The sequence below is a fragment of the Mucilaginibacter phyllosphaerae genome (assembly GCF_004378255.1).
GTDB classification, from domain to species: Bacteria; Bacteroidota; Bacteroidia; order Sphingobacteriales; family Sphingobacteriaceae; genus Mucilaginibacter; species Mucilaginibacter phyllosphaerae.
Genome location: NZ_SNQG01000004.1, coordinates 1 through 23,470, shown reverse-complemented (window position 1 = coordinate 23,470; position 23,470 = coordinate 1). Strand labels below are relative to the sequence as shown.

General features: G+C 39.1%; 12 protein-coding genes. 1 reads left to right on the top strand and 11 read right to left on the bottom strand.

The features are described from left to right. Positions 1–204: 204 nt before the first annotated feature. From E2R65_RS11280 to E2R65_RS11235, 10 genes are all read right to left on the bottom strand, one after another. A complete protein-coding gene (locus E2R65_RS11280) occupies positions 205–1,587 on the bottom strand; it encodes a SusD/RagB family nutrient-binding outer membrane lipoprotein (RefSeq protein ID WP_134336589.1) in 1,383 nt (460 codons plus the stop codon). A gap of 29 nt (positions 1,588–1,616) precedes the next feature. Next, on the bottom strand, positions 1,617–4,541 hold the full coding sequence (locus E2R65_RS11275) for a SusC/RagA family TonB-linked outer membrane protein (RefSeq protein ID WP_204986302.1): 2,925 nt from the start codon (positions 4,539–4,541) through the stop codon (positions 1,617–1,619). 326 nt (positions 4,542–4,867) lie between these two features. Then, positions 4,868–6,274, bottom strand: coding sequence for a DUF6055 domain-containing protein (locus E2R65_RS11270; protein ID WP_183500361.1), 1,407 nt, complete (start codon positions 6,272–6,274; stop codon positions 4,868–4,870). Between the two features lie 311 nt (positions 6,275–6,585). Then, positions 6,586–7,569: a hypothetical protein gene (locus E2R65_RS11265; RefSeq protein ID WP_229704623.1), complete on the bottom strand. Its 984-nt coding sequence runs from the start codon at positions 7,567–7,569 to the stop codon at positions 6,586–6,588. Positions 7,570–7,598: 29 nt separating this feature from the next. Beyond that, a complete protein-coding gene (locus E2R65_RS11260) occupies positions 7,599–8,255 on the bottom strand; it encodes a hypothetical protein (protein WP_134336587.1) in 657 nt (218 codons plus the stop codon). A gap of 24 nt (positions 8,256–8,279) precedes the next feature. Next, a complete protein-coding gene (locus tag E2R65_RS11255) occupies positions 8,280–9,782 on the bottom strand; it encodes a RagB/SusD family nutrient uptake outer membrane protein (RefSeq protein WP_134336586.1) in 1,503 nt (500 codons plus the stop codon). Positions 9,783–9,853: 71 nt separating this feature from the next. Beyond that, positions 9,854–13,042 (bottom strand): SusC/RagA family TonB-linked outer membrane protein, encoded by a 3,189-nt coding sequence (locus tag E2R65_RS11250; protein WP_134336585.1) that lies wholly within the window; start codon positions 13,040–13,042, stop codon positions 9,854–9,856. 946 nt (positions 13,043–13,988) lie between these two features. Beyond that, positions 13,989–17,432, bottom strand: coding sequence for a DEAD/DEAH box helicase (locus E2R65_RS11245; RefSeq protein WP_134336584.1), 3,444 nt, complete (start codon positions 17,430–17,432; stop codon positions 13,989–13,991). Between the two features lie 82 nt (positions 17,433–17,514). Then, a complete protein-coding gene (locus tag E2R65_RS11240) occupies positions 17,515–20,433 on the bottom strand; it encodes a type I restriction endonuclease subunit R (RefSeq protein ID WP_204986301.1) in 2,919 nt (972 codons plus the stop codon). A 19-nt stretch (positions 20,434–20,452) separates the two neighbouring features. Continuing rightward, positions 20,453–21,379: a tyrosine-type recombinase/integrase gene (locus E2R65_RS11235; RefSeq protein ID WP_134336583.1), complete on the bottom strand. Its 927-nt coding sequence runs from the start codon at positions 21,377–21,379 to the stop codon at positions 20,453–20,455. Between the two features lie 85 nt (positions 21,380–21,464). On the opposite strand from E2R65_RS11235, the gene E2R65_RS11230 reads away from it, so the two are divergent. After that, positions 21,465–22,724, top strand: coding sequence for a restriction endonuclease subunit S (locus tag E2R65_RS11230; RefSeq protein WP_134336582.1), 1,260 nt, complete (start codon positions 21,465–21,467; stop codon positions 22,722–22,724). Here the strand turns inward: E2R65_RS11230 and E2R65_RS11225 are convergent. Further along, a partial coding sequence (locus E2R65_RS11225) for a restriction endonuclease subunit S (protein WP_204986300.1) occupies positions 22,717–23,470 on the bottom strand: 754 nt, incomplete at its 5' end. The genes E2R65_RS11230 and E2R65_RS11225 overlap by 8 nt on opposite strands.

The window sequence follows — 23,470 nt, the reverse complement described above, 5'->3', positions numbered from 1 at the left end:
GGAATAAAAGATGAGTTACAGCAACAAACAGAGTAATAAAGATAGCTGCCTTATCTGCATCAAAACGAAATATGCCTGGCAAACCAATTTTAGATGACTGGCTTTAGTTATACTATAATTGCTATGTGTAAAAAACAACCCGGATGATTAGAGTCATCCGGGTTGTTTTTACATTTCAAATTTAACTTGTCAGCAATTTGCAGATCATTGAACATCCCACCAAAGCCTGTCTGTAAGTTTAGCGCTTTGCTGCGGCCGGGCATTGGTTAATATCTCGCTTTGTGGATAAAGTAGCCGCCTTGGTATTTCAGATAATGCACCATTTACCTTATTAATAGCAGGATAACCGGTTCGCCTCCAATCGGTAAAATTTTCTATATTAAAAAAATTCGCGATGCTTTTTTCTTCCATGATCAATTGGATAGCGTTAGTGGCTGTTAACGTGCCTCTTTGGCTAAGATAGGTGGCTGCATCTGCATCACTTACTGCTAATTTAGCCAAATTTGATTTAACTGCAGCCTGATAAACAGGTTGAGCCGTTGCTGCTCCTGATTTAATAAATAATGCCTCTGCCTTAAGAAATAAAGCTTCAGAAAAGTTCATAATATAATTGGGTGACTCTGCGCCTGCATAAAAATCAGCGGGATAAGAGTAGGTAGACAGATCACCAGTAACTTCGCCTATTGTACGCCCGTTGTAAAGGTTTGTAGATGCTGCGGGCTTAATGATCTTGGTAAGCCGTGGGTCGTTCCTGCTTTTAAAACCGTTTACATAGGTGGAATTAAGCACATATGTGGTAACCGGCGAAAATGTGAGATTGATCGTGTTTTCACCACCGGCAGACCCGGTATATTTAAACGTTAAATCATCATCATTAGAAGCCATACCATTGTTAAGCGCATTTAGTACAAGATCAGCCTGCGCGGCGGCGGTATAACCCGGTGCCTTGGCAAGGTGCATATAATAACGTGCTTTTAAAGTGTATGCCAGCTTTTTCCATTTTACCATATCACCCTTGTAAAAATAGTCGTCGCCACCAGGTATCGTAATACTATTTTTGTTGATATCTGCAATTCCATTATCTAAAAGGGCCTGCACAGCTTTATAGATATCTTCCTGCTTATCATAAGTTGGTGTTAAATTATTACTTCCCTTTAAAGCTTCAGAATAAGGTATGTCTCCCCAAATATCCGTAGCTGTACCTAAGGTATAAGCTGATAGAATTTTGGCGATAGCAGCATAATTATAGCTTTGTTTAGCGGTTGCTTTAGTATCTAAAATTCTTAAATTATTTAAGGCATTTACATAAAAATTATACCAATCGCCATCCATATCAATATTAAAAAGCTGGTAATTCCACAAGCCGGGATTGGGTTGATTGGCAGCTATCACCTGCATAAAATTTTGCACAATGGTGCTTGCATTCCCGGCATATATCTGATCTGAAATATTCAACTCAATCGGTGCCAGTAACAAGGGCTCCTGAACATCGTTCGGATTATTTGGATCGTTATTAATATCCAGTACTTTTTTGCAGCTACCGGTAATCACCAACAGCAATGCGAAACATATATAAATTTTTTTCATTTGTTTTATCTTATATTTTAATAAAAAACTTAAAAACCAAGTTTTAAAGAAAGATTAAATGACCGGGCTGTTGGAGTAGAAAAAGCGTATATACCCTGTGCCCCGTTTGAACTTCCGTAAGAGCTAACCTCCGGGTCGGCACCGGTAAAGTGCGGGCTGTAAATCCACAGGTTTCTGCCGGTAACCGTTAAAGACGCACTTTTAAAAGGTGTTTTGATAATGGTGGCCGGCAATAGCTGATAAGACAGGCTTACGTTTCTTAACTTTACATAAGTACCATCCTGAATAGATGATTCATACTGCCTGCTTTGATAATAAGTTTGTGCATCTACCTTTACCGTATTTGGCAAACCGGTGGTCTCGTTAACGCCGCTTGCTACAAATGGTGCGCGGTTTTCGGTAACTTTTGCTGTTCCGTAAAAAAACGCTACACTTTCTACATCATTTTGTACATCGCCATGCATTTTTACGTCAAAGAAAAAGCTTAAACCAAATTGCTTGTACCTAAATGAATTGGTGATACCGCCAGTCCAATCAGGGTTTGCGTTACCAACTACACCTTGCTCAGAATCCACAACAGGAAGACCGGCATCATCAATTAACATTTGGCCACCGGCATTTCGCTTATATCTTACACCATAAAAAATATTATAAGGTTGCCCAACAATAACCCTTCCTAATTGAGTGATGCCCTTTTCGTTGTTAATTTCAAGTACTTTATTTCTAATACGGGTAAAATTAACAGATACATCCCAGCTAAAATCTTTTGATTGTACAGGAGTTGCATTTAACAAAAGCTCTACACCTTTATTACTTATGCTGGCCGAGTTTACTGTTGTACCGCCATAGCCTGTGGCGTTAGAAATCTGTATGCCTGGTATAATGCCATTTATTGATTTTCTGTTAAAATAAGAACCTTCAAAACTGATGCGATTATTTAAGAATTTAAGCTCTAAACCTGTTTCAAACTCTTTTAACTTTTCGTTTTGCAGGTAGGGATTGCCTAATGTTGCGCTTTGTAAAAAGCCGGGCTGGCCCTGGTAAGGGAATGGAAAATAGCCTGCGTTGGTATTCCTTCCGGCCAGAATGTACGGTGTATTAAGCGAATAAGGACCTACCGCATCGTTACCAACCGTTGCATAAGACAGGCGCACCTTACCAAAATTTAATACCTGAGTTACATTTTCGGGCAGGAAATGTGTAAAGATAACCCCACCGGCAACTGACCCGTAAGGATAAAATTGTTTTTGCTGATAAAGTACCGAGCTACCATCATAGCGGCCTGTTAAGGATAAGATTAGGAATTTATCATACTCCATATTAGCCTGCGAATAAAAACCGATCTTACGCTGAGAACTATGCCCTTCAGACCCTGTTAAAGTTGAACCGGCAGACACGTTGTAAAAATCTTTTATGACCAACCCCGTACCTGTAAGATTGGTGTATTGCGAATAAATAGAATTGTAATTATTACCCAATAACAGGTTCAGATCAAACTTTCCGAATTTTTGATTGGCGTTGATAATCAAATCATGATTAAATTGGCGATAGTTGATCACCTGGTCTTTGATCTGCCCCTTTAAACCAATGGCGGCACTGGGATTTTCTGTATATTTATCTTGTTCCGTATAAATATCCGCTCCTAACCTTTCTGTAACCGTAAGCCATTTATTGGCTGTGTAATTAAAAGTTGTTACGGGTAAAAAACGATTAACAATGGCAGTATTACTTATGTTATCCAGCGTCCAGAGCGGCGCATTTCTGGAAAATCTGTATAAACGCTGAGTACCATCCGGGTTAAGTACAGGATATGGGTTCCATGAAATGGGTTGCACAAGCACTACAAATAACGGCCCGTTACTCGCCCCCTCCGGCAAGCGTTCCTGAGCAGAATTTGTATAGCCAAGTTGAAAGGTAGTAGTAAGGTTTTTTACAATATTGGTGGTGTATTTTGTGAAAAACGAATGTCTTTTAAAATCGTTATTAGGTGAAATGCCCTGCTGATTAAAGTAGGAGTAGGAAATAAAGTAGGTAGAATTGTTGTTGCCGCCACCAATACTTAACGTGTTATTGGTAGTATGGCCTGTTCTGAAGTAAGAGAAAGGATCATAAACAGGGGCTTTTTTACCGTTTATCAAAAGCGTGTCCATCCGGGCTCCCCACGATGCGCTGGTTTTACGATCTTCCCCGTTGTAAAATACACCGCCGGTACCCTGGCTGTATAAATGTTGATTTTGGGGGAATAAACCCTTTTCAAAAGAATAATCAGAAGTAAACGTTATAGATGCTTTTTTATTAAGCGAACCGCTCTTAGTGGTGATTAGCACCGCCCCTGAGGCGCCTCTTGAACCATATAAAGCTGTTGCAGCAGCACCTTTTAAAACGTTTACACTTTCTATATTATTAGGGTCAATATCAATTATCCTGCTGCTGCCCGCACCGGCAGCACCACCACCAATATTACCCGTTTCTGAATTATCTACCGGCACTCCATCAACCACAAATAACGCTTCGTTATTGCCATTTACAGATACAGCCCCACGAACCACAATCCTTGTTGATGAGCCGGCCGTGCCTGATGATGACGTGATCTGTACCCCAGAAAGTTTACCCGTCATGGCGTTTATCACATTGGGCTCTTTGGCACGTGTTAATTCTTCACTTTTAATTTCCTGTGTGCTGTAGGTAAGCAAGCGTTTTTCGCGTTTAACCCCTATAGCCGTAACCACCACATCATTAAGCTGTGTAACTTGCTCTTTCAGTACGATCTCTATCGACGTTTGAGCGTTTAAAACCGTTTCGAATGCAGCGTAACCCATGGCACTTACGGTTAGTGCAGCCGGCTTTGAATAGCTTACAGAAAAATTTCCGTTTGCATCTGTTATTGTCACGCCCGGCTTATCTTTTATTTTTACAACGGCTCCTGGCACTGCAGTGCCAGTTTCAGTTGCCACATGGCCCTTTAACGCTGTTTGAGCAAGAACCGTGAGTATTGTTCCGAACAGGAGCAAATGCGTCAGCAACACTTTTTTTACGAATGGCTTAATGTACATAGTTTTTACAATTGAGGTTATAAATAATCAATTAGTAAAGATATCTTCAGCCACGCTCCGGTTTGGTTGTAAATTAGCCTAAGATAATTGCATATTAACCAAAACCTACTTTTAAAAGTATTTAAAGAAAATCATCTGCCAGTAAACCATTCTATTTAAAAAAAGCAGGCATTGCAATACGCAATGCCTGTTAATTAATTTATTCTGATCATTTATTAAAAACTATCTTATTTGATCATCGCACTATTAATAGTGGTACCGGTTATTTTCACTTGATAAGGCCATTGCTCATCATTATTTACCTGCCCATCATTAAGGTGTTCCCAATGCTGCGTTGGCGCTCCGCTCACAATTAGCCATAAGTAACTCGTATTGGCTGGCACAGTAAAAGTGGCAGTACCTGTAGCATTTGAATAGGTTGTTCCATACGCCCTTGTACCATCTTGTTTTACCGCTAAGAACCCATATCTCCAACCTGCTTTATCTACCTTTATTGATCTGTATCCGGCGGCTCCTGCAAGCCCTTGAAAGTTTAATGTTAAAACAGTTCCAGAGGCAGGAACGTTCAGCTTTATACCGTTATAACCATAGTTTTGCGGACAATTACTTTCGGCTATTCTGTACCAGCCGTTACCAGCAGCGTTTAGTGTACTAACATGCTGATTCGCGTAGGGTTTAGCGGCGATGGCTATCCGGGCCATATCCCAGGTTATAAAATGCCTGTATGCATCAAACATTTCGTCATTAAATTGCGCCTGATTTAAGCCTGTTATTCTTTGATAGGTTAATACAGGGTCCTCCCCCTGTATTGCGCTGCGCCATAGTTTGCCAACAAAATCCCGCCCTCTTTTATTAGACCAATACTCTAACACATATGGAGAATGATATTGATTATCTTCATGTAAAAATGCCAAATGGGTTTGTTGCATAAAACTTGTTAGGTGGTAATTCTCAAAAGTCATCCAGTTAAGATAGTTTTGAAACAACATGTACTGCGAGGTCATTTCAAAAATTGTTTGGCTATTGCTTCCGGATGGCACTGTGGTATATCCCCACGCCCCGTCTGCATGTACCATGTATTGAAAAGAATGCCCAAGTTCATGGGCGAGTGCACCATAAGGAGCTGCATTCATCCTGACACCGGGTGTCCATAACACACCTATTTTATTATCAACGCCACCGCCGTATGCAGTGCCGTCAGTGCTGCTGTAAAAGGCATAAGTCAGCATTTTGTATTGGTCGGTTAAGGAGTTTCCTTTCTGAACAAATTTTAACGTATCCCGGTAACAGGTATAAAATCGCTCCAGGGCAGTTAATGCAGTTGCGGGGTTAAACCTTTGCGTTGCATCTGAATAGGTGGATGGGTCGCTACCGTACTCCTTTGCCCAAAACATGGCCAGATTAGCAGATTCTGATTTTCTTGAATTGCTAAATTCGCTGTTACTATTAGTATAATCGTTATTGGCCGGAACCAGGAATGCGCTTGCCGGGTAATAAATTGTTTTTGATGTGGCCGCAAGCTTTAATGAATCATTACCGGCATTTGGCACAACGGGTGAGATAGTATCCCGCTTACATGCCGAAAAACCATAGCAGGAGATAATCATCAGAACAAAAAAGAAATTGCTTTTCATAACACTAAGTTTGAATTAGTTAATATTAATAATTGATATTGTTAAATAATTGGCAATCAAAATTAAACGGCCAGATAGCCTGTTAACAGCAAGATTTTAGCACGTTGTAAATCTATTTTAACACATTAGATGTATAACGCTTTGGTTAGTATAGCTTATTTGATGATAAAGCAGCGACCTAAATAACTCTATCTATAATAGTATTGAATTAGGGTGCGTACATATTTATGCTGCAAACAAAAAAATACAACTCAATAAAAAAGCTGTTTGCTTTTATACAAACAGCTTCTGGCATTTTTTAAAGAGAGTGTTTAAGGCACCCTTACCAGATCTTTCACGGTAATAACTACCACAAAAGTCCCCTTGGTAAGATTATAGTTAATGGTAAATGTAGTGTTTGCATTTACGCCCAGATCATTATGTGTACCGGCTACAGAATAATAGGTAATTCCTGTTCCAAAACCGGGATACTTTTTTGCGGCGCTAAATACAGGCATTTGTGGCACGCCCGAAGGGTAACGGTATTCAAAAGAAGTATCGGTTTTTAACTGAGGATAATATGGGTCCCAATCTGCCCAGGTAGGGCGCCCCGGCCGGGCTGTTACTTCACCCTTAGATGGATCAAACGGCTTTCCGTTCTTGTCTTTCCATACGTATATGATCTTATCCGGCCCGGCGGCGTTATGCGTTATTTTAACATCTAATAACGAAGCCGACTTAGTAACAAAACTTGTAAATTTACTATCCGATTGATTGTAAGCTAAATAACTAAGCGTATCGGGCGATGCACCCTGCACAATAATTTTACAGGCATTATTAATGATCTTTGTACCCCGGATGTTAGAAACCTCAATATCGAAATTATAATTACCAACAGGTACAAACTTAGTTGCCTGGGTAAATTGCATCCTGCCGCCAATATTATTTATGCTAAAAGGCGCAAGCGTGCTATCTTTTAATTTAAGATTAAGCATAGCTTCTGTAGAGTCATTGTAATCTACTGCGCCTTTAAAAAGCCTTATGGTATCGGGCTTTAATAATATGTTTGCAGCATCTTTACCTGTGGCCATATCCCGTACGACTAAAAGTTTAACATTCATAGGCGTTGTAGACCCATCAATAACCAAACCTGTTGATACGGTTGTAATCCCTTGCGAAACTGTAAAAGGGTTAAGATTATAAAATATACTATCGCTTATAAATCCTTTGGGTATTTTTTGGCAACCGTACACAATTAACAGGAAAAAGGAGAGCATAAGCACCACAGATCCCAACTTTGTATTTTTTAACATCATGTTATGATTTTATAGGGTATATATCATTATTATAATTTGTTGAGCGCTGCATTATTTACCAATACATGCAGGGTTGTACCTGTACTGGTTTGTATCCCGGTGGTTTGGCACTGCAAAACCAGATCTATCAGATCATTAGCAGGTGTACCTGCCGAACCGTCTACGGCACCGTTGATCTTAACATACTCCAGCGTGAAATAATTAAAAACAGGCGCACTATTGGCCAGATAAACCGGCACACCTGTACTTACCTTCTTAATTGCAGATGGCGCTGCGGAACCTACTTCATTAGTGTAAGGCACAGCAGTTAGCGTAGCATCATCAAGTGTTATAGTTTTATTAAACATGTACTGGGTAAAAAGCTTGGCACTTACCGAATCTGTAAGCTGATCGATGGTAGTGACCTTTAACGACTTCATCAGTAAGTTTACAGACATGTCTGTAAATGCAAAAAACGTTTTGGCATTGTTTACGGTGTTTTTTAACTGATAATGATCGATAAGTGTCATTACCGTATCAAACTGGTGATACTGATTATTTTTAAGATAATCATAGGTAGAGTAAGAGGTTTTAACTTTACTTAAGCCCCCGTCTGTTAAGTATGCGTCTTTTTTACAAGCCGCCATACCAAACGCCAGGAAAATAGCCAATACAACCGGTATATTACTTTTTATAATTTGTTTCATAGCTTCTATTATTTAAATCAGATATCAATTAAACACTTTACCAACCCAAAACGGGGTTTGTGTAAGCTGAGAATTGTTTATAAACAGTGTTGGGTCAAGCGGCCAGTAGTATTTGCCTGCAGCAAATTCAGCTGATGAGATATTATCAAACTGCTGTAAATGATTTACCCTTTCTAATCTCACCAGATCATAAAAGCGATGCCCTTCTAAAAACAGTTCGCGCCCGCGTTCGTCATTAACCACTTGTAACACATCAGCACCAGATACACCCGTTATAGGGGCTGCACCACGGTACAACCGCAAGTTGTTAACGATTGATAAGGCAGAGCTATATTCGGCAGATGATTTTGCACAAAGTGCTTCTGCTTTTAACAACTGGATATCCGCCAGCCTGAAAATTACGATATTGTTTAAGGATGCCTGGTAATTAGGATTACCATTTACATTTACAATGTTTGCGTACTTGATGCACTCGTAAAATGATGTAGTACCGCTTGAAATTTTTACGAATCCTTTTTTTAAACGCACATCGTTGGTATCGGTATATAAGGCGGTTACCTTGCTTCCGTCGAGCACCCAGGCAGGCACCGTACGCTTAATGTAAGGCGTAGTAAGCGTTGCACCTGCAAGGGTATAAGCATTATTGGCATCAATGCTTTCAGTTATATTATTTTGTGCTATCTCAAAAATACTTTCCTGCGACTGGCCTTTATAAATATCCATAAAATTTGCAGCATTGGTAAGGCTGTACGACCCGGAATTGATCACCTTGTCGCATGCAAGGCTGCAGTTATCATAATCTCCCATCCAGGCATAGATATGCGCAAGTAAAGCATATGCAGCACCTTTATCGGCACGCACCGCCCTATCGGGCGACGAATTATCTTTTAAATTTAAATACTGTGTAGCTTTAGACAGGTCATCTATAGCTTGTTTTAATACTACAGCCTGTGCGGTTCGCCCGTATTGCTGGTTAACAGTGGCCTCGGTGTTCTCTAATACAAGCGGAACATCCCCCCAAACACGGCACATAATGAAATAAGCAAAAGCCCTGGTGTAATAAGCCTCGCCCAGATACTTGTTTTTTGCTGCAGTTTGTGATACTGTATTATCCCCTGTAAAAACACTTAACGGCATGTTATTGATCTTATTAAGGCAACGGTTACTTTGCGCAACTGCGGTATAAAACGGTGTATAGATCCGTAATTTTAAAAGCGGATCATAGGTAAAAGAACTTTGTACGGCTGTGCCCCAGCGCACATTCAGCACATTACTGAACGACGGATCTTCGGCAGTTAAAAATTCGCCGGAGGCAAGGTCTCCATAGCTGTAATAAGCAAGCGATGCATTAAAGGCCGACCTAAGCAGCGAATAACTGGCAGCAACCCCGGCATTGGCGTCGCCCTCTGTTTGCCAGGTAGTTTGATCTGTTGGCGTACTGATGGGCATCTGATCAAGAAACTTTTTACAGGAAGTGAATAATAACAGTATCACTGCTACATATAATAGTTGATATTTAGCTTTCATTTTCACGTTATTTTGATTGTTAAAGTTTTAGATTAAAGAATGTGGCAGGCAAGTTTAGGTTGTACCCCACCCTACAAATCAATGTTAAAACCTAATGTATATTTAGCGGCGGTTGGATAGATCACATTAGAGGAACCGGTGGTCGGATCAACCAGTTCTGGGTCTGCAATGTCCTTTGCCTTTTTCCAGATTGCCAGGTTATCCCCCAAAACGTACACGTTTACGCGTTTAAGGCCTAATGATCTGATCCATTTATCAGGCAGATCATACCCAAGCGATACATTCCTTAATTTGATGAAACTGCCATCCCTGATAAAATAGTCTGTACCGATATTCCACGGGTCGGTTTGCGATCCGTTGGGATATACCAGGCGCGCATAAGTACTTTTATCGCCCGGTAACTGCCAAAATTGGTTTAAGGTATTGGTATAAGTGGCTACGCCGCCAATAGTGCCCCAACCACCAATGTTACGGGTTCCGTTAAGGGCATCAGATAAGGAGCCGTTCAATATTTTACGACCCGCAACAAACGAGGCAAAAAAGCTTAAAGTAACACGTTTATAATTAAAGGTACTGCCAAAGCCACCTGTGTATTTGGGGTTTGGGTTACCGGCTATGTACTTATCATCATTGGTAATATTATAATCGCCGTTTACGTCAACGTATTTAGGATCGCCTGCCTGCAGGGGCACACCGTAATAAGTTTGTTTTTTCCCGGTGGTAGGGTCTGTTGGCACATCAGCGTTAGTTGCATAAACACCGTTAGTATGAAACACCCTGTAGCTAAACAAAGGCTCGCCCAATGTAAGTGTTTTGTAGAACCACGAATCGCCAAAAAGAAAATCCCGGTTATTATTGGGCAGTTTGGTAACCATGTTTTGATTTATGGATACGTTAAAATTAAAATTCCATTTAAATGGCGATTTAGGGCCCAAAACATTAACATTTGCAGCAAATTCAAAACCCTGGTTACGGATGTCGACATAATTACCCGAATAGAATTTATAACCACTTGTTGCTTGTGCCGGTACATTATAAAAAAACACATCTTTAGCATCTTTGCGGTACCAGTCTACCGTGATGTTCACGCGGCTGTTAAACAATTCTATATCGCCGCCAAAATCTATCTGAGCATCCTTTTCCCAACGTACGCTGTTGCTTGATTGCACACCGGAGCTTAAAAAATAATTATAATACGGGAATGGTGAAACTACAGTAGTGCCATTGTAGGTAGTTGGTGTGCCCCCCAGATAACCGTTGGGGTTAATGGTGCCATTGGTACTGGCAAAACCGCTTGCATCATTAGTTAATGTTTGGTACTTTGAATACCATTGACCGGGGTCTTTACCAACTATACCATAGCTTGCCCTGAATTTTAAAAAGTTAACCACATTTTTTAGGGGAGCAAAAAACGACTCATCTGAGGCTATCCAGCCAGCGGCCATAGCCGGAAAGGTTCCCCATCTGTATTCGGGGCTATAAATGGATGTGGCATCCCTCCTGAAACTGGCCGTAAACAAATATTTACCTGCATAATCATAATTTATCCTGCCATAATATGATTGTGTGGTTTTACGCAAATAACTGGTATTGGTATTTAAATTAATACCCGGCGGTACAGATTGAACAGTATAGATACCTGAAATATTGATACCCGCTGCTGATGAGTAATTATAATTATTTTCATAACTGTAAAGCGAGCCTCCGGCAGCAAAAATAAAACGGTGTTTGCCAAAATCCTTGTTGTATTGAAGAAAATTCTCGAACGACCATGACGGGCTACTGCTAACATTACTATAAGCAGTGTTTAGCGTACCGTTAAGTAATTGCGGCGAAAAATAATCATACTTATCAATATAGTTTGTTGCGCCGTAAGTACTGTTGAATGTTAAATTTTTAGACAATGTATCTGTCAAATTAACAGATCCTACCAGGGTAAGTGTCCTGTTATCATCGTAGTAACTTTTCTTACCGCTGTAAACGGCCACCTGTTCCGGGCTTAACTGCAAAAATGAGCTTGGGAAATTCCAGGCGGTGAATAAATTAGCACCGGCACCGCCCACACCGTGGCTTTGCGTTTGCGAACTCATTAACAGATCAACCGCAAGAGACATTTTTTTGAATGGTTGGATATTCAGGTTAAGATGCGGGGTTACTTTGTCTAAGCCATAACCATTTAATACCCCTTGCTCATTATAATGGTTTACTGATAAACGGTATGATGTTGTACCTGCAAAACCGGCAATCGCAGCGCTTTGGCTATTTACAAGTGTAGTTTTCCTGATTAACAGCCCCTGCCAATCTACATCATTATTAAAAGCCGGGTTTAAGCTATCTGTTAATTGCCTTGGTATTACACCTGTTTGGATATTATTATACCCAAGTTGATTATATAACAACTTTAATTTTAAAGCGCGTTCTGCAGCGCCTGTTGTTACCTTAATTAAATTTGGCGATGTAGTTACCCCTGCAAACGCCGAAAGAGATATTTGCGGCCTGCCTCTTTTAGCCTGTTTGGTTTTTACAATTATAACCCCGTTTCCTCCCCTGGCACCATAGATGGCCGCCGCAGAAGCATCTTTCAGTACATCTATAGATTCTATATCGGCCGGATTGATTAAAGCCAGCGGGTTGTTGTTACCATAAGCTGTCCCAATGGCATTCACATCAAATATAATCCCATCTATAATATACAAAGGGCCGGAATTACCGCCATTGGCATTTCCAAAATCAACATTGGTTGATCCGCGAATTACGATATTAGCCTTTGCGCCCACCTCACCGGTACTGGAAAGTACACTAACACCAGGTAACCTGCCCTGCAGCATCTGATCGAAACTGGCTGCGGGTATATTTGCAATGTCCTTACCTTTTAACGAGGATACCGAAGCAGTTACCTCTCTCCGGTTCTGGCTTTGGTAGCCTACAATAACAACATCATTTAAGGAATGCTCATCAATCTGGAGCGTGTAAGTAGTGCTTTTTTCGGTAGCCTTTACTTCTACCCGCTTATAGCCAAGCAGGCTTATAACCAAAGTATTAAGCTGGCCTTTAAGCTTAAGTTCAAAATGGCCATCGGCATTAGTAATGGTGCCGTTTGCAGGTACACCTTTTTCTGATATTGTTGCACCGGCTACCGATTTGCCTTCAGCATCATTTACCTGCCCCTGTGCCACTCTGATGGGTGTTTGCGCATACGATAGATGGGGTAAAGTATATAATATACAACTCAGTACAAGATAAAGTATAAGTTTTCTCATTAATATAGGGTTAAGTTTTAAATATTGTTTTGTATGTGCTAACGCACCGCTGTTGATTGCAGGTTAGCCTGCTTGCCTGGGTTACATCATATCTTATTATTTAAAGTTTATAGCGTAGGATACCGAGACAAAAAACTAATACGCCATGCGTAAATTTTACAGTTAATGTAAATAGCTATCTCCTAACCGAATAAATGAGCTAAATAGATCTATTTAATCGTTTCAACAAATTTAATCCCTGTGGCTTTGTTGCTTTATCATATATTACCCTTGTATAGGCTTATTTTAGCTACTTTTTATAATGCGATATAAGATGACCGCATAAACTGCTCATATATAATTAACAGGCAGTTTCAAAAATCACCAAATACAGGCCGCCGGAGAAACGGGCTGATAATTACTACTGCCCTACCGGGCAAAAGTCTTTTGGTGTAGCATAATTTGCATTAAAACTTTCTAATAAACATAATTTTAATTTGCGATAATTCCATAGAGAAATTCCTGGCTACCAATGCAAAAACATTCTATTGTTAGGAAGGGCTAAAAACTCGCTCAGGGCAGGTGAGAAAATTCATATTTTAGATTATGATCTATCCCTAACAAGCGGCATAAGCAGCCCTTTTCATCTGTGATTTTAAACTGCAAATTATAAGCAGCCTGAAGACTTTGATGACCAATTGTTAGTATTCAAGAAGATTTAGGTTTGACTATTTTCCGATACAGGAACTACCAATTGGCTGAATATCATAAAGTTACAGAGTTTTAGTAACAAATAAGTAACAGATATATAATATAGTAAAAAATGTTAATAACTCACAATTTTTATTTACAAATCTTGAATGACAGTATCAACAGAGTTTTTCATTCAATATGTCTTCCAATTAATGAAGCTTTTGTTGTCAGATCTATGATTATTTTGCTCCTTTTACTAAGTATTTAATTTTAACTACAGTATATCCGAAAGGCTCCTGTGTAATTCTTGAAAAAGGTGAGCAGATTTCCATGAACTCCTGTTTCCAACAACATATAGTACCTCTTTTGATCGCGTTACTGCGACATTCAATAAATTAGGCTTTTTGCCAGCCCAATTCCGAGCGCCACTTTGTGCGGGAAGCGGTGCTCCCAGAACAAATATCACCGCTTCCGCTTCTCTGCCCTGTACTGTGTGTACAGTGCCTACGCGCTCCGATGGCCAACTTTCCGGGTTATCGACCCAGTTATGCAGGATACCGGTACGACGAAGCAGCATACGTAAATTATCCGCGACTATTACAAAAGGACTTACAATATAGAGATCGGGCTTTATACCCGAGCTTTTCAATTGTTGCAGCATCCCTATCACCCAATCACCTTCCTGAGCACACCATTTGTCTTGTGCTTGACCTGCAATATCAAACCAACGTGAAGGGCCGAACAAATCTCGTATTGATGAAGATAAAGGGCGCTTTGCCTGAACCATCTGCCCACCATAACCGATCTTGTTTGAAATCGAAAACATCGGATCGGCACAACGCCGATGTACTAATAAAGGCACTCCGACCGTGCGGACGGCTCCAGGAGCCACGAAATCAGCGACAAAAGCAGACGTTTGATCTCCTAATGTCTGTACTGAACCCTCCGGCGCGTTATAACGATCTGCTTCTACCAAAAATTCACCACAAATGCTTCGTGTTAGACTATCTGGTAAACTCACAACAGGTTCAATCTGAACCGGATCGCCTACAATGATCGCTCGTTTAGTACGCATCAGGGCGCCAATGGCCGCTTGTGGCAAAGCTTGCCCGGCTTCATCCACTAAAAGATAGCCTAAAGATTCTGGAGGCAGTTCTTTCATCATCCTGCCAACTGATGCAAATGTTGTAGAAATACATGGGATAACCAGAAACAAAGAGGCCCACATGTCCTGTAATAAAACTTGCTTTTTCGTATCAGAAAAGTCTTTCCCTGATAATGCCATCATTAGAACGCCGAGGTTATGCCGGAAATACTGTGCCGAGGCATCAATGAATGCTTTATGTACATTCATAGCTTCAATAAATAATGCATCACGTAAACGCTGGTCGGCAGCGTCGAACCATGGCGATGTCAGCTGCTTGACGGCATGAGGTTTGCGCCAAAAATCGGCATCGACCAGATGGGTTCCGCTTTTTGACTGAAATTGCGCAATCACCGCTTGTGCATCACTTAATACTTTCAAAGTATCCTTATTTGCCTTTGTGGCTTTTAGAGATTGATCTTTCCGTTTTGCAAGTTCATACTTAACATCTTGTTCACTTTTAAGTTGCCTTACTTGCATTTCCAATATATCCGACAAATCTTTCAGTAAAGTTTGGTTAACAGTTTTCCATTCTACGAAACGAGTAGTATTTAAAAGCCGTGCGATAAAACTCGGTCGCGATTGACGATGTGCTGTAATCTGGTTTTCTGCCCGCTGTTTCCGAATTATGGTTGATGCTAAGAGACTACTTACGTTGTGCAGATCAGCCTGAGCATGTTCCAAATTTAATGCTGCTGTACTTGCTGCCTTTGCCAAGTCTCTTTCTTCAGTCATCAATCGCGGAAGAGAACGTACCTTCGCCCGAACGATTGCTAATTCTGCTTTCCTATCTTCAACAGCCTGCAAAACCGATTGAAATTGTTGACGTGCCTGATGCCAGGCAACCAAGGCCAGTTCAGGACTAGCTGGCGCATTTTCTACTTCAATAATATGCGGCGTTCTTATGCGAACAGTGCCGGTTTTTGAATCCGTTTCTTCCCAATTCTGCGAGATGCCCGATGCCGCGGCCAAATAGGTACGGAAACCTGTTTCCTTATCCCACCAAAAACGCTGCATGAAAGTCGCCCGGTTGAGCGCGTTACCTAAGACGGCGGCACACATTCCCCAAGTTTCTTTCTGATGAACCGCATCAGAAAGTGTCTTAAAGTATCGAAGATCGGTCGCGTCATCTGCAATAGCATCAAGCGAAGGTAACTCTGCGCTTACATTTTCTACCGCTTTGTTGTTAGATGAAACAACCAACATCTCAAACCCTTTTAAGCGCTCATTTAATTGATATAAATGTAGCCAACCATTTCCGACATTAATTTTCTCGCCTGAGTGAGTAAACGCAGTTTTAGGATCATTAAAAGATACCATTTGCTTTGCTCTTTCTGTGACCAATCCTGCAACAATGTCGCGCAGTAAAGTAGTTTTACCTGTTCCCGGAGGGCCGTTGACCGGCAAAATACCATTACCCCTCAATCCATTTACTGATAAATTCACAGCTGCCTGTTGTAACAGTACCAAAGGGTGCCTACCCTTACCCGGCCAGCGGGCTGGAGGGAAGTTCTCTGGTGCTACGATCTGTTCGAGAATATCATTTTCGACAAGCAAATCGTAAGTTCTATCGGGAACCAAGCCTCCGAGATAACGGGTAAGATTGGATGTAGGCTTACCCGATAAAAATGCTTGTTTTGCGGCAGTAAGATCCGCAACAAAAAAACTATTTAGTAGTAATGGGTCGGGCGGTCCAGCGTTACGCATGTAATGATAAACCTTCACCGTAAAAGGAGCTTGCTTCAACAAACCATCTGGCAAATCGAATTTTTCTTTGATCCAATGGTAGGCTTGCCCAATCAGTGCACTACTAACTGACAAGGGATTTCCTTCGTCATCCTTTCGATTAATAAAATTATAGAAATCGCTTGTCAACTTCGGCTCAACCACGGCCCAATCGCCAAGTTGCCGAAGATTTCCTTTTAGAACATTTGATACCCCCCAACCGAAACTGGATATAACCGCTGCACCTTCATCTACCAGAAAACCATTACGATCCACCAATAAGGAAGCAAGTACGGCTTCGCCAGCCTTTACAGGGCGTTCTGCGCGACTGTCAGGAAACTTCTCCATTAACGCAGCGACAGCTTCCGGCATTTTAACTGTGCCCAATACGATATGATAAAACAGCTTGTAATCCGGCTTTGATTTTTCTCCGTCGCCATCCCAAGGCAAGAGCCCAATCCCTGCCGACTTAATTAATGTTCGGTCACCATTCTGAGCCAATTGTTCAGGTTTAAGAAATGATTGTGGAGATAATACTTCTAGCGCCGTCCACGCGTTAAGAATCCGCACTGCGTTAATGTCACTATTTACTTGTTTGACTTCAATAAACGGTGGAAAGTCAACAGGAAGACCTATAGGTAACACAACGTCTTTAATTTTAACAAACGGTTTTACATATGATAATTCTTGCACACGACGCCGAGCTTGTTCAGATAACTTTTTAGCACGTGAAGTGGTACGGATATCCAATTCACGTAATAAGACTTCTATCTCCGATTTGTTGTCGTGAATAACTATGTAACGATTCTCAAGCTCCTGTATACTAAAATTCAAATATGGTCTTGTCATCTTATTAATTGGTTAACACAACTTTAAAACAAATCAGATAATCAAGTTATTTGATTCCCTTAATACATATAAGATGATTAACTTAACCAACCATCCCGTTAATAAAGGTTTCTACAAAATCTTTTATGCGTATTAAAATACTATCTCCTCTTTTTTTACGTAGTAGTATGCTTGGCTTTTCCCCTTCAATTAGATCCAGTAAATCATCCCTTAATGGCTCTCTTTCTGCGAAAAGGTAATCTTCAATCAATTTTTCTGTTTTTGCCTTTGAAAGATTTTCTTCAATGATTATTTTTTCAAAAGCCAGCTTCTGTTCTTTATCCCAGTATCTGTCAAATTCTGTAGTCACTTCATCAGTATCTGAAATCAGTGGTAGGTTTTCTTCGATAAAACGTTCTATCAATTCACGTTTACTACGTAACGTAGTTTCAGTAGACAATAAATTAGCAATCTCTCTTTTCGTCTTTTCTGTATCGCCTTTATTCTGTGACTTGAGTTTAATCAGTAATTGAATGATATAATTTACGTTTATCTCGTCGCGATGTATAAGCTCTAATTCAAAATCTACGTCTTCCAAAATAGAGACCCTTTCTTTCGTTTCTTTGGTGCCTTCGTAAATATCAAGATATTTACTTTTAAAATCCTCAAACTCCTGCTCAGGCATTTGCAGATCATTCCAGGTAAAATCCGCAAAAGAGGTAAGGATATTTTTAAGCCTCATCAAATTTCGAAAGGCTTTTACAAATTCCAGCTTGTCATCTTCACTTTGTAGATCATTTACATCATTTGGCGATGATGTAATATCCTTTAGCTTTTCAAAAGCTTCTTCAAATTCTTTTGCATAATCCTCGTACGGCTGCATAATGATTACTTCAATAGCATCCTTGTTACTGAATAAGGCTATAGCTTCATCGGTTCTGTTTTTGAGATTACGAAAGGCAACGATATTTCCTTGGGATTTTTGTTCATTTAATATTCTGTTGGTACGGCTGTATGCTTGGATTAAACCATGATATTTAAGGTTTTTATCTACGTATAACGTATTTAACGTTTTACTATCAAAACCAGTTAAAAACATGTTCACCACTAACAATATGTCAATTTTACCGTCCTTTACCTGCTTGGAAATATCATTGTAATAATTGTAAAAACTTTCACTGTCTTTCGTGCTGTAGGCACAGCCAAACATTTGATTGTAATCATTAATAAACTCGTCTAACTTTTCCCTGGCGTGTGGTCGCAAATTGTAAATAGCTTGCGGTTCCTGAACTACCGAAACTTCTTCGGGGATAAAACCATTCGCTTCGGCATCTTCTTCGTTATTCGCATAACTAAAAATAGCAGCTACTTTTAATTGATGGGCTCCCTCTTCTTTTCTACGTTGAAAAAGGCCATAATATTTAATCAATGTTTTCACACTATCCACACAGAACATCGCTGTAAAACGTTTGCTTTGTGTTTTTCGGTCATGATGCGCGATGATATAGTCCGTAATCTTTGTTAAGCGATTTTCATCTTCCATTAACTCCCTTGTATCAATATCTTCGACCTCAATATCTATAGCAGTTTCACGGCCATCTTTATGTTTGTATCTACCTACGTATTCGACCGAAAACTTTAATACATTTTCATCACGAATAGCGTCTGTGATCACGTATTTATGCAGACAATCTTCAAATAAATCTTTTGTAGTGCGCTTGCCTAATTCATTTTTATTAGCATTATCAGCAAATATTGGCGTTCCTGTAAAACCAAATAATTGGCTGTTGTTAAAGTAGGATTTTATACGTTGGTGAGTTTCGCCAAATTGGCTGCGGTGGCATTCATCAAAGATAAACACGATTCGTTTATCCTTTAAGTTAGCCATTTTACTTTCGTATCTTAATTTACTGATTGCAGTATTTAGTTTTTGAATAGTTGTTATGATAAGTTTTGAACTTTTATGCTCGCCCTTTTTGTCAGCATAGGTGTCGGTAAACTGCTTTACCAGATTATTGGTATTGTCAGCACCATCGATGCTTCCTTCCTGAAAGCTATTAAACTCTTTAGCGGTTTGATAATCCAAATCTTTTCTATCAACCACAAAAACCACTTTATGAACCTGCGGAAGATTCATCAATATTTGACTGGCCTTAAATGATGTTAGAGTTTTTCCGGAACCTGTAGTGTGCCAGATGTATGCATTTTTATTACTGATCTTTACCCGTTCAATTAATGCCTCCACAGCATAATATTGGTACGGGCGCAATATCATCGGTATTTTATTGGCTTCGTTAAGCACGATATATTTACATATCATTTTACTGATATGACAATGCTCTAAAAAAGCATCGGTAAAGTCGCTTAATATATTGGTAAGGCGTTTGTTTTCTTTATCAGTCCAATAAAAAGTTTGTTTAAAGTCTTGGTAACGGTTATTAGCAAAGTATTTAGAATTTACTCCATTGCTTATTACAAATACCTGTACGTACTGATACAAGGCGTAATTGGCATTAAATGAATGCCTTTGGTAACGATTAAGTTGATTAAAAGCCTCTTTCATTTCCAAACCCCTACGTTTTAGCTCTATTTGAACCAATGGCAACCCATTGATGAGAAGGGTGACATCGTACCGGTTTACGTATTTCCCTTCTTGTGTAACCTGGTTGGTTACCTGATATTGATTTTGGCACCAATGGTCGGTGTTTAAGAATTCAAAATAAAGGTTTTCGCCATTGTCGCGAATAATGTGCTGTTTTTGGCGCAATGTTTTGGCTTTCTCGAAAATAGTGCCTTTGTTAAGGATGTTGAGTACCTTATCAAACTCGCCAACTGAAAAATTAATATTGTTGTGCTTTTCTAACTGTGTTTTTAGGTTTTGAACCAACGCTAACTCATTGGATAATAAAACATATTGATAACCTAACTTTTTCAAGTTGGTTATCAATTGTTCTTCTAATATTTGTTCGGATTGTTTTGGCATATTTATGATAAAGCCTTTAAAGATAGCAAATACAGCCAATTACGAACCGGCAAATTAGTTACCCTAACGCCTTAAACATTTGATCTATACATTTTTTCTTTTGCTCTAAGTTAGGATGTACATACAAATTTAACGTAGTAGTAATGTTTGAATGCCCTAACAGCACGCTGACTGTCTTATAATCGCACTTGCTTTCGATACACCTGGTGGCAAAACTATGTCGTAAGCCATGAAATTTCAGATCGGGCATATTTAATTGTTTCATTAAATTTTTATAATAGCTTCTATAAGTTCGGGGCTCGGTAGGTTTCGCATCGTTAGTTAATATAAAAAAAGAATTGTTTACAATTTTCTTTAAAGGTTTTAACATTCGCAGTAGATCCCTGCTCATAGGTATCTCCCTGATCGAGTTTTTGGTTTTAGGAGTATCCAGAATCAATTCTGTTTTGCGGTCGCCATCTTCTACCAAATAAATCCGTTGTATTGTTTTTCTTACATTTATAACACCATTATCGGTATCAATATCTTCCCATGTAAGGGCGCAAACTTCACCAATGCGTATGCCCGCACTTAAACAAATATAGACACCTACATTGCGAAACGTAAAGTGTGTTTCTATATAACTCATCACTTTTTTCTGGTTCGTTCTGCTCAGTACATCAATGTTGTGTTTCTCCCTCTCTGTAGGAAATTGGATATCGAATGGCTGATGCTCCAACCATTTGTTTTTGGCCCCGAATTTTAACACCATTTTTAACACTATCAAAATGTCTTTAATAGTCTTTTGGCTTAGTCCCTGTTCCAATTTTTGAAGTACAAAAGCCTGGACTTGGGCTTCCTCAATTGTTTTTTTGTCGCCAAAAGCGGGTAACAGGTGATTTTCAACTAAAAGTACATAAGCTGAGAAGCTTGACTTTTTAACATATAGTTTTTTGTCGGTCTTCCATAGATTAATTACTTGGGCAATTGTTTTTTGTTCGTTCATGAGATTGATTTAAAAGTTATTATTAATCTCAAAAGGTAAAAAAGAGTATTTAAAAACAGGAAGTTCTTTCCTTAAGGTTCCAAATTTGAGATTCCCAGGGTTTACTGAGAAGTGGGAAGAGATAAAACTGGTAGACATCACTGAAAAAATAAATAGCGGTAAAACTCCATTAGGCGGAGAATCTGTTTATCTGTCTGAAGGCATAGTTTTTATAAGAAGTCAAAATGTCAATAATGAAAAATTAGAACTTGAAAATCCAGTTTATATTTCTGAAGAGGTAAATGCCACGATGAAAAACAGCGTGGTTAAACCGAATGATATTTTGTTAAACATTACTGGTGCGTCATTGGGACGTAGTTGTGTGGTTCCAGATGATTTTGCATTGGGTAATGTAAATCAGCATGTGTGCATCATTCGATTAAAAGAAAATTATAATCCTCGATTTCTCCAACCGATTTTCTCCTCAGCTAAAGGGCAGTCAATTTTTGAAAGCTTACAAACCGGCAGTGGTCGAGAAGGGTTGAACTTTGACAGTATAAAAAAGATTATACTTAAAATGCCCGTAGCTGGTGAACAGCTAAAAATTGCTTCTTTTCTTTCGCTTCTCAATAAACGTATCGAAACTCAAAACAAAATAATTGAAGAGCTACAAACTTTAATGCAAATTCTCACTAAAGAAATATTTAGTCGAAAACTCAGATTTAAAAAGGCGGATGAGAACGTCTTTCCCGAATGGGATAAAACAAAAATGGGAGACGTTTTTGAATTTAAAGTAACCAACTCCTATTCAAGAGAAAAATTAAACTATTCGGAAGGGATAATAAAAAATATTCATTACGGCGACATACATACCCAATATCGGACCTTATTTAATGTCGAAAAAGAACATACCCCATATATTAATCTTGAAGTGAACACTAATAGTATAAATAAAGAAAGTTATTGCCAAGTCGGAGATTTGATATTGGCAGACGCTTCAGAAGATTTGAAGGATGTAGGCAAAAGTATTGAGATTGTAAATTTAAAAGATCAGAAAACATTATCGGGGTTACATACTATATTAGCTCGACCTCTAAAAAATATTTTCGCTATAGGTTTTTGCGGATATTTATTCCGATCTGAAAAAGTAAGGCAGCAAATACAAAAGGAGGCTCATGGATCGAAAGTTTTAAGTATTGCACCTGTTAGATTATCTAAATTGACTTTACCCATTCCTACGTTGATCGAACAAACGCTGATCGTCGATTTTCTTTTCTCAATAGATGAAAAGATCGAAATAGAAAAGGTCCTTTTAAAAAAGTATCACGTTCAAAAACAATATTTACTTCAAAATTTGTTTATATAAACAGGTTTGCTAACAAGTGTTTTTTCTGATCTTGTATTTTTTTTAAAAGCTGATTTTCCAAATCTATTTTAGTGTCAATTGATGCAAGAAAATCACCAATCTTGATTTGTTCGGAGAGGCTTGGACAATCTATTTCAATATTCCCAAAATCAGTAGAGCTAATAGCTGGATAGCTTGTTCCTGTACATCTTTCAATAACTTTATCAACGAATCTTCGATTATGTAAGTATTGGTAAATGAATCGAGAACTTTGTTTAGTTCTGATTTGTGCATATCCAGTTGATGCAACATATTCTCCTTTTTTATCAAAAAAAAGATTATTCTTTTGATATGGTCTAACCATTTGAAACAGAATATCATTCTTTGCTAAAACCCTTTGAGCTCTACTCGGTGCTTCGCTTTTTAAAATTCTATCTTCTTTTAATAAACGGCCATTTACTACACTCTCTAAGTCAATATAATAAAATGAGTTCGGAACACTTTTGATTTTTGGATTTATATCACAGACTTCTTTTAATTTTTTCGTTTCCCATGCAGGAAAATCACATCCATTACTATCTTGAAATCTTAATTCTTGTGAAAAGATTCTTTGTGAAATTACATTTTTTAATACATCTAATTCCCTAATTATTTTGTTTTGGGTTTGAATCCTTCCATCTAAGGCTGAAAGTAAACCCATCAATTTTTCTTGTTCATCTTTTTTTGGAATATATACTTCAATTTTTTCTATAGTTGATTTAGAAAGA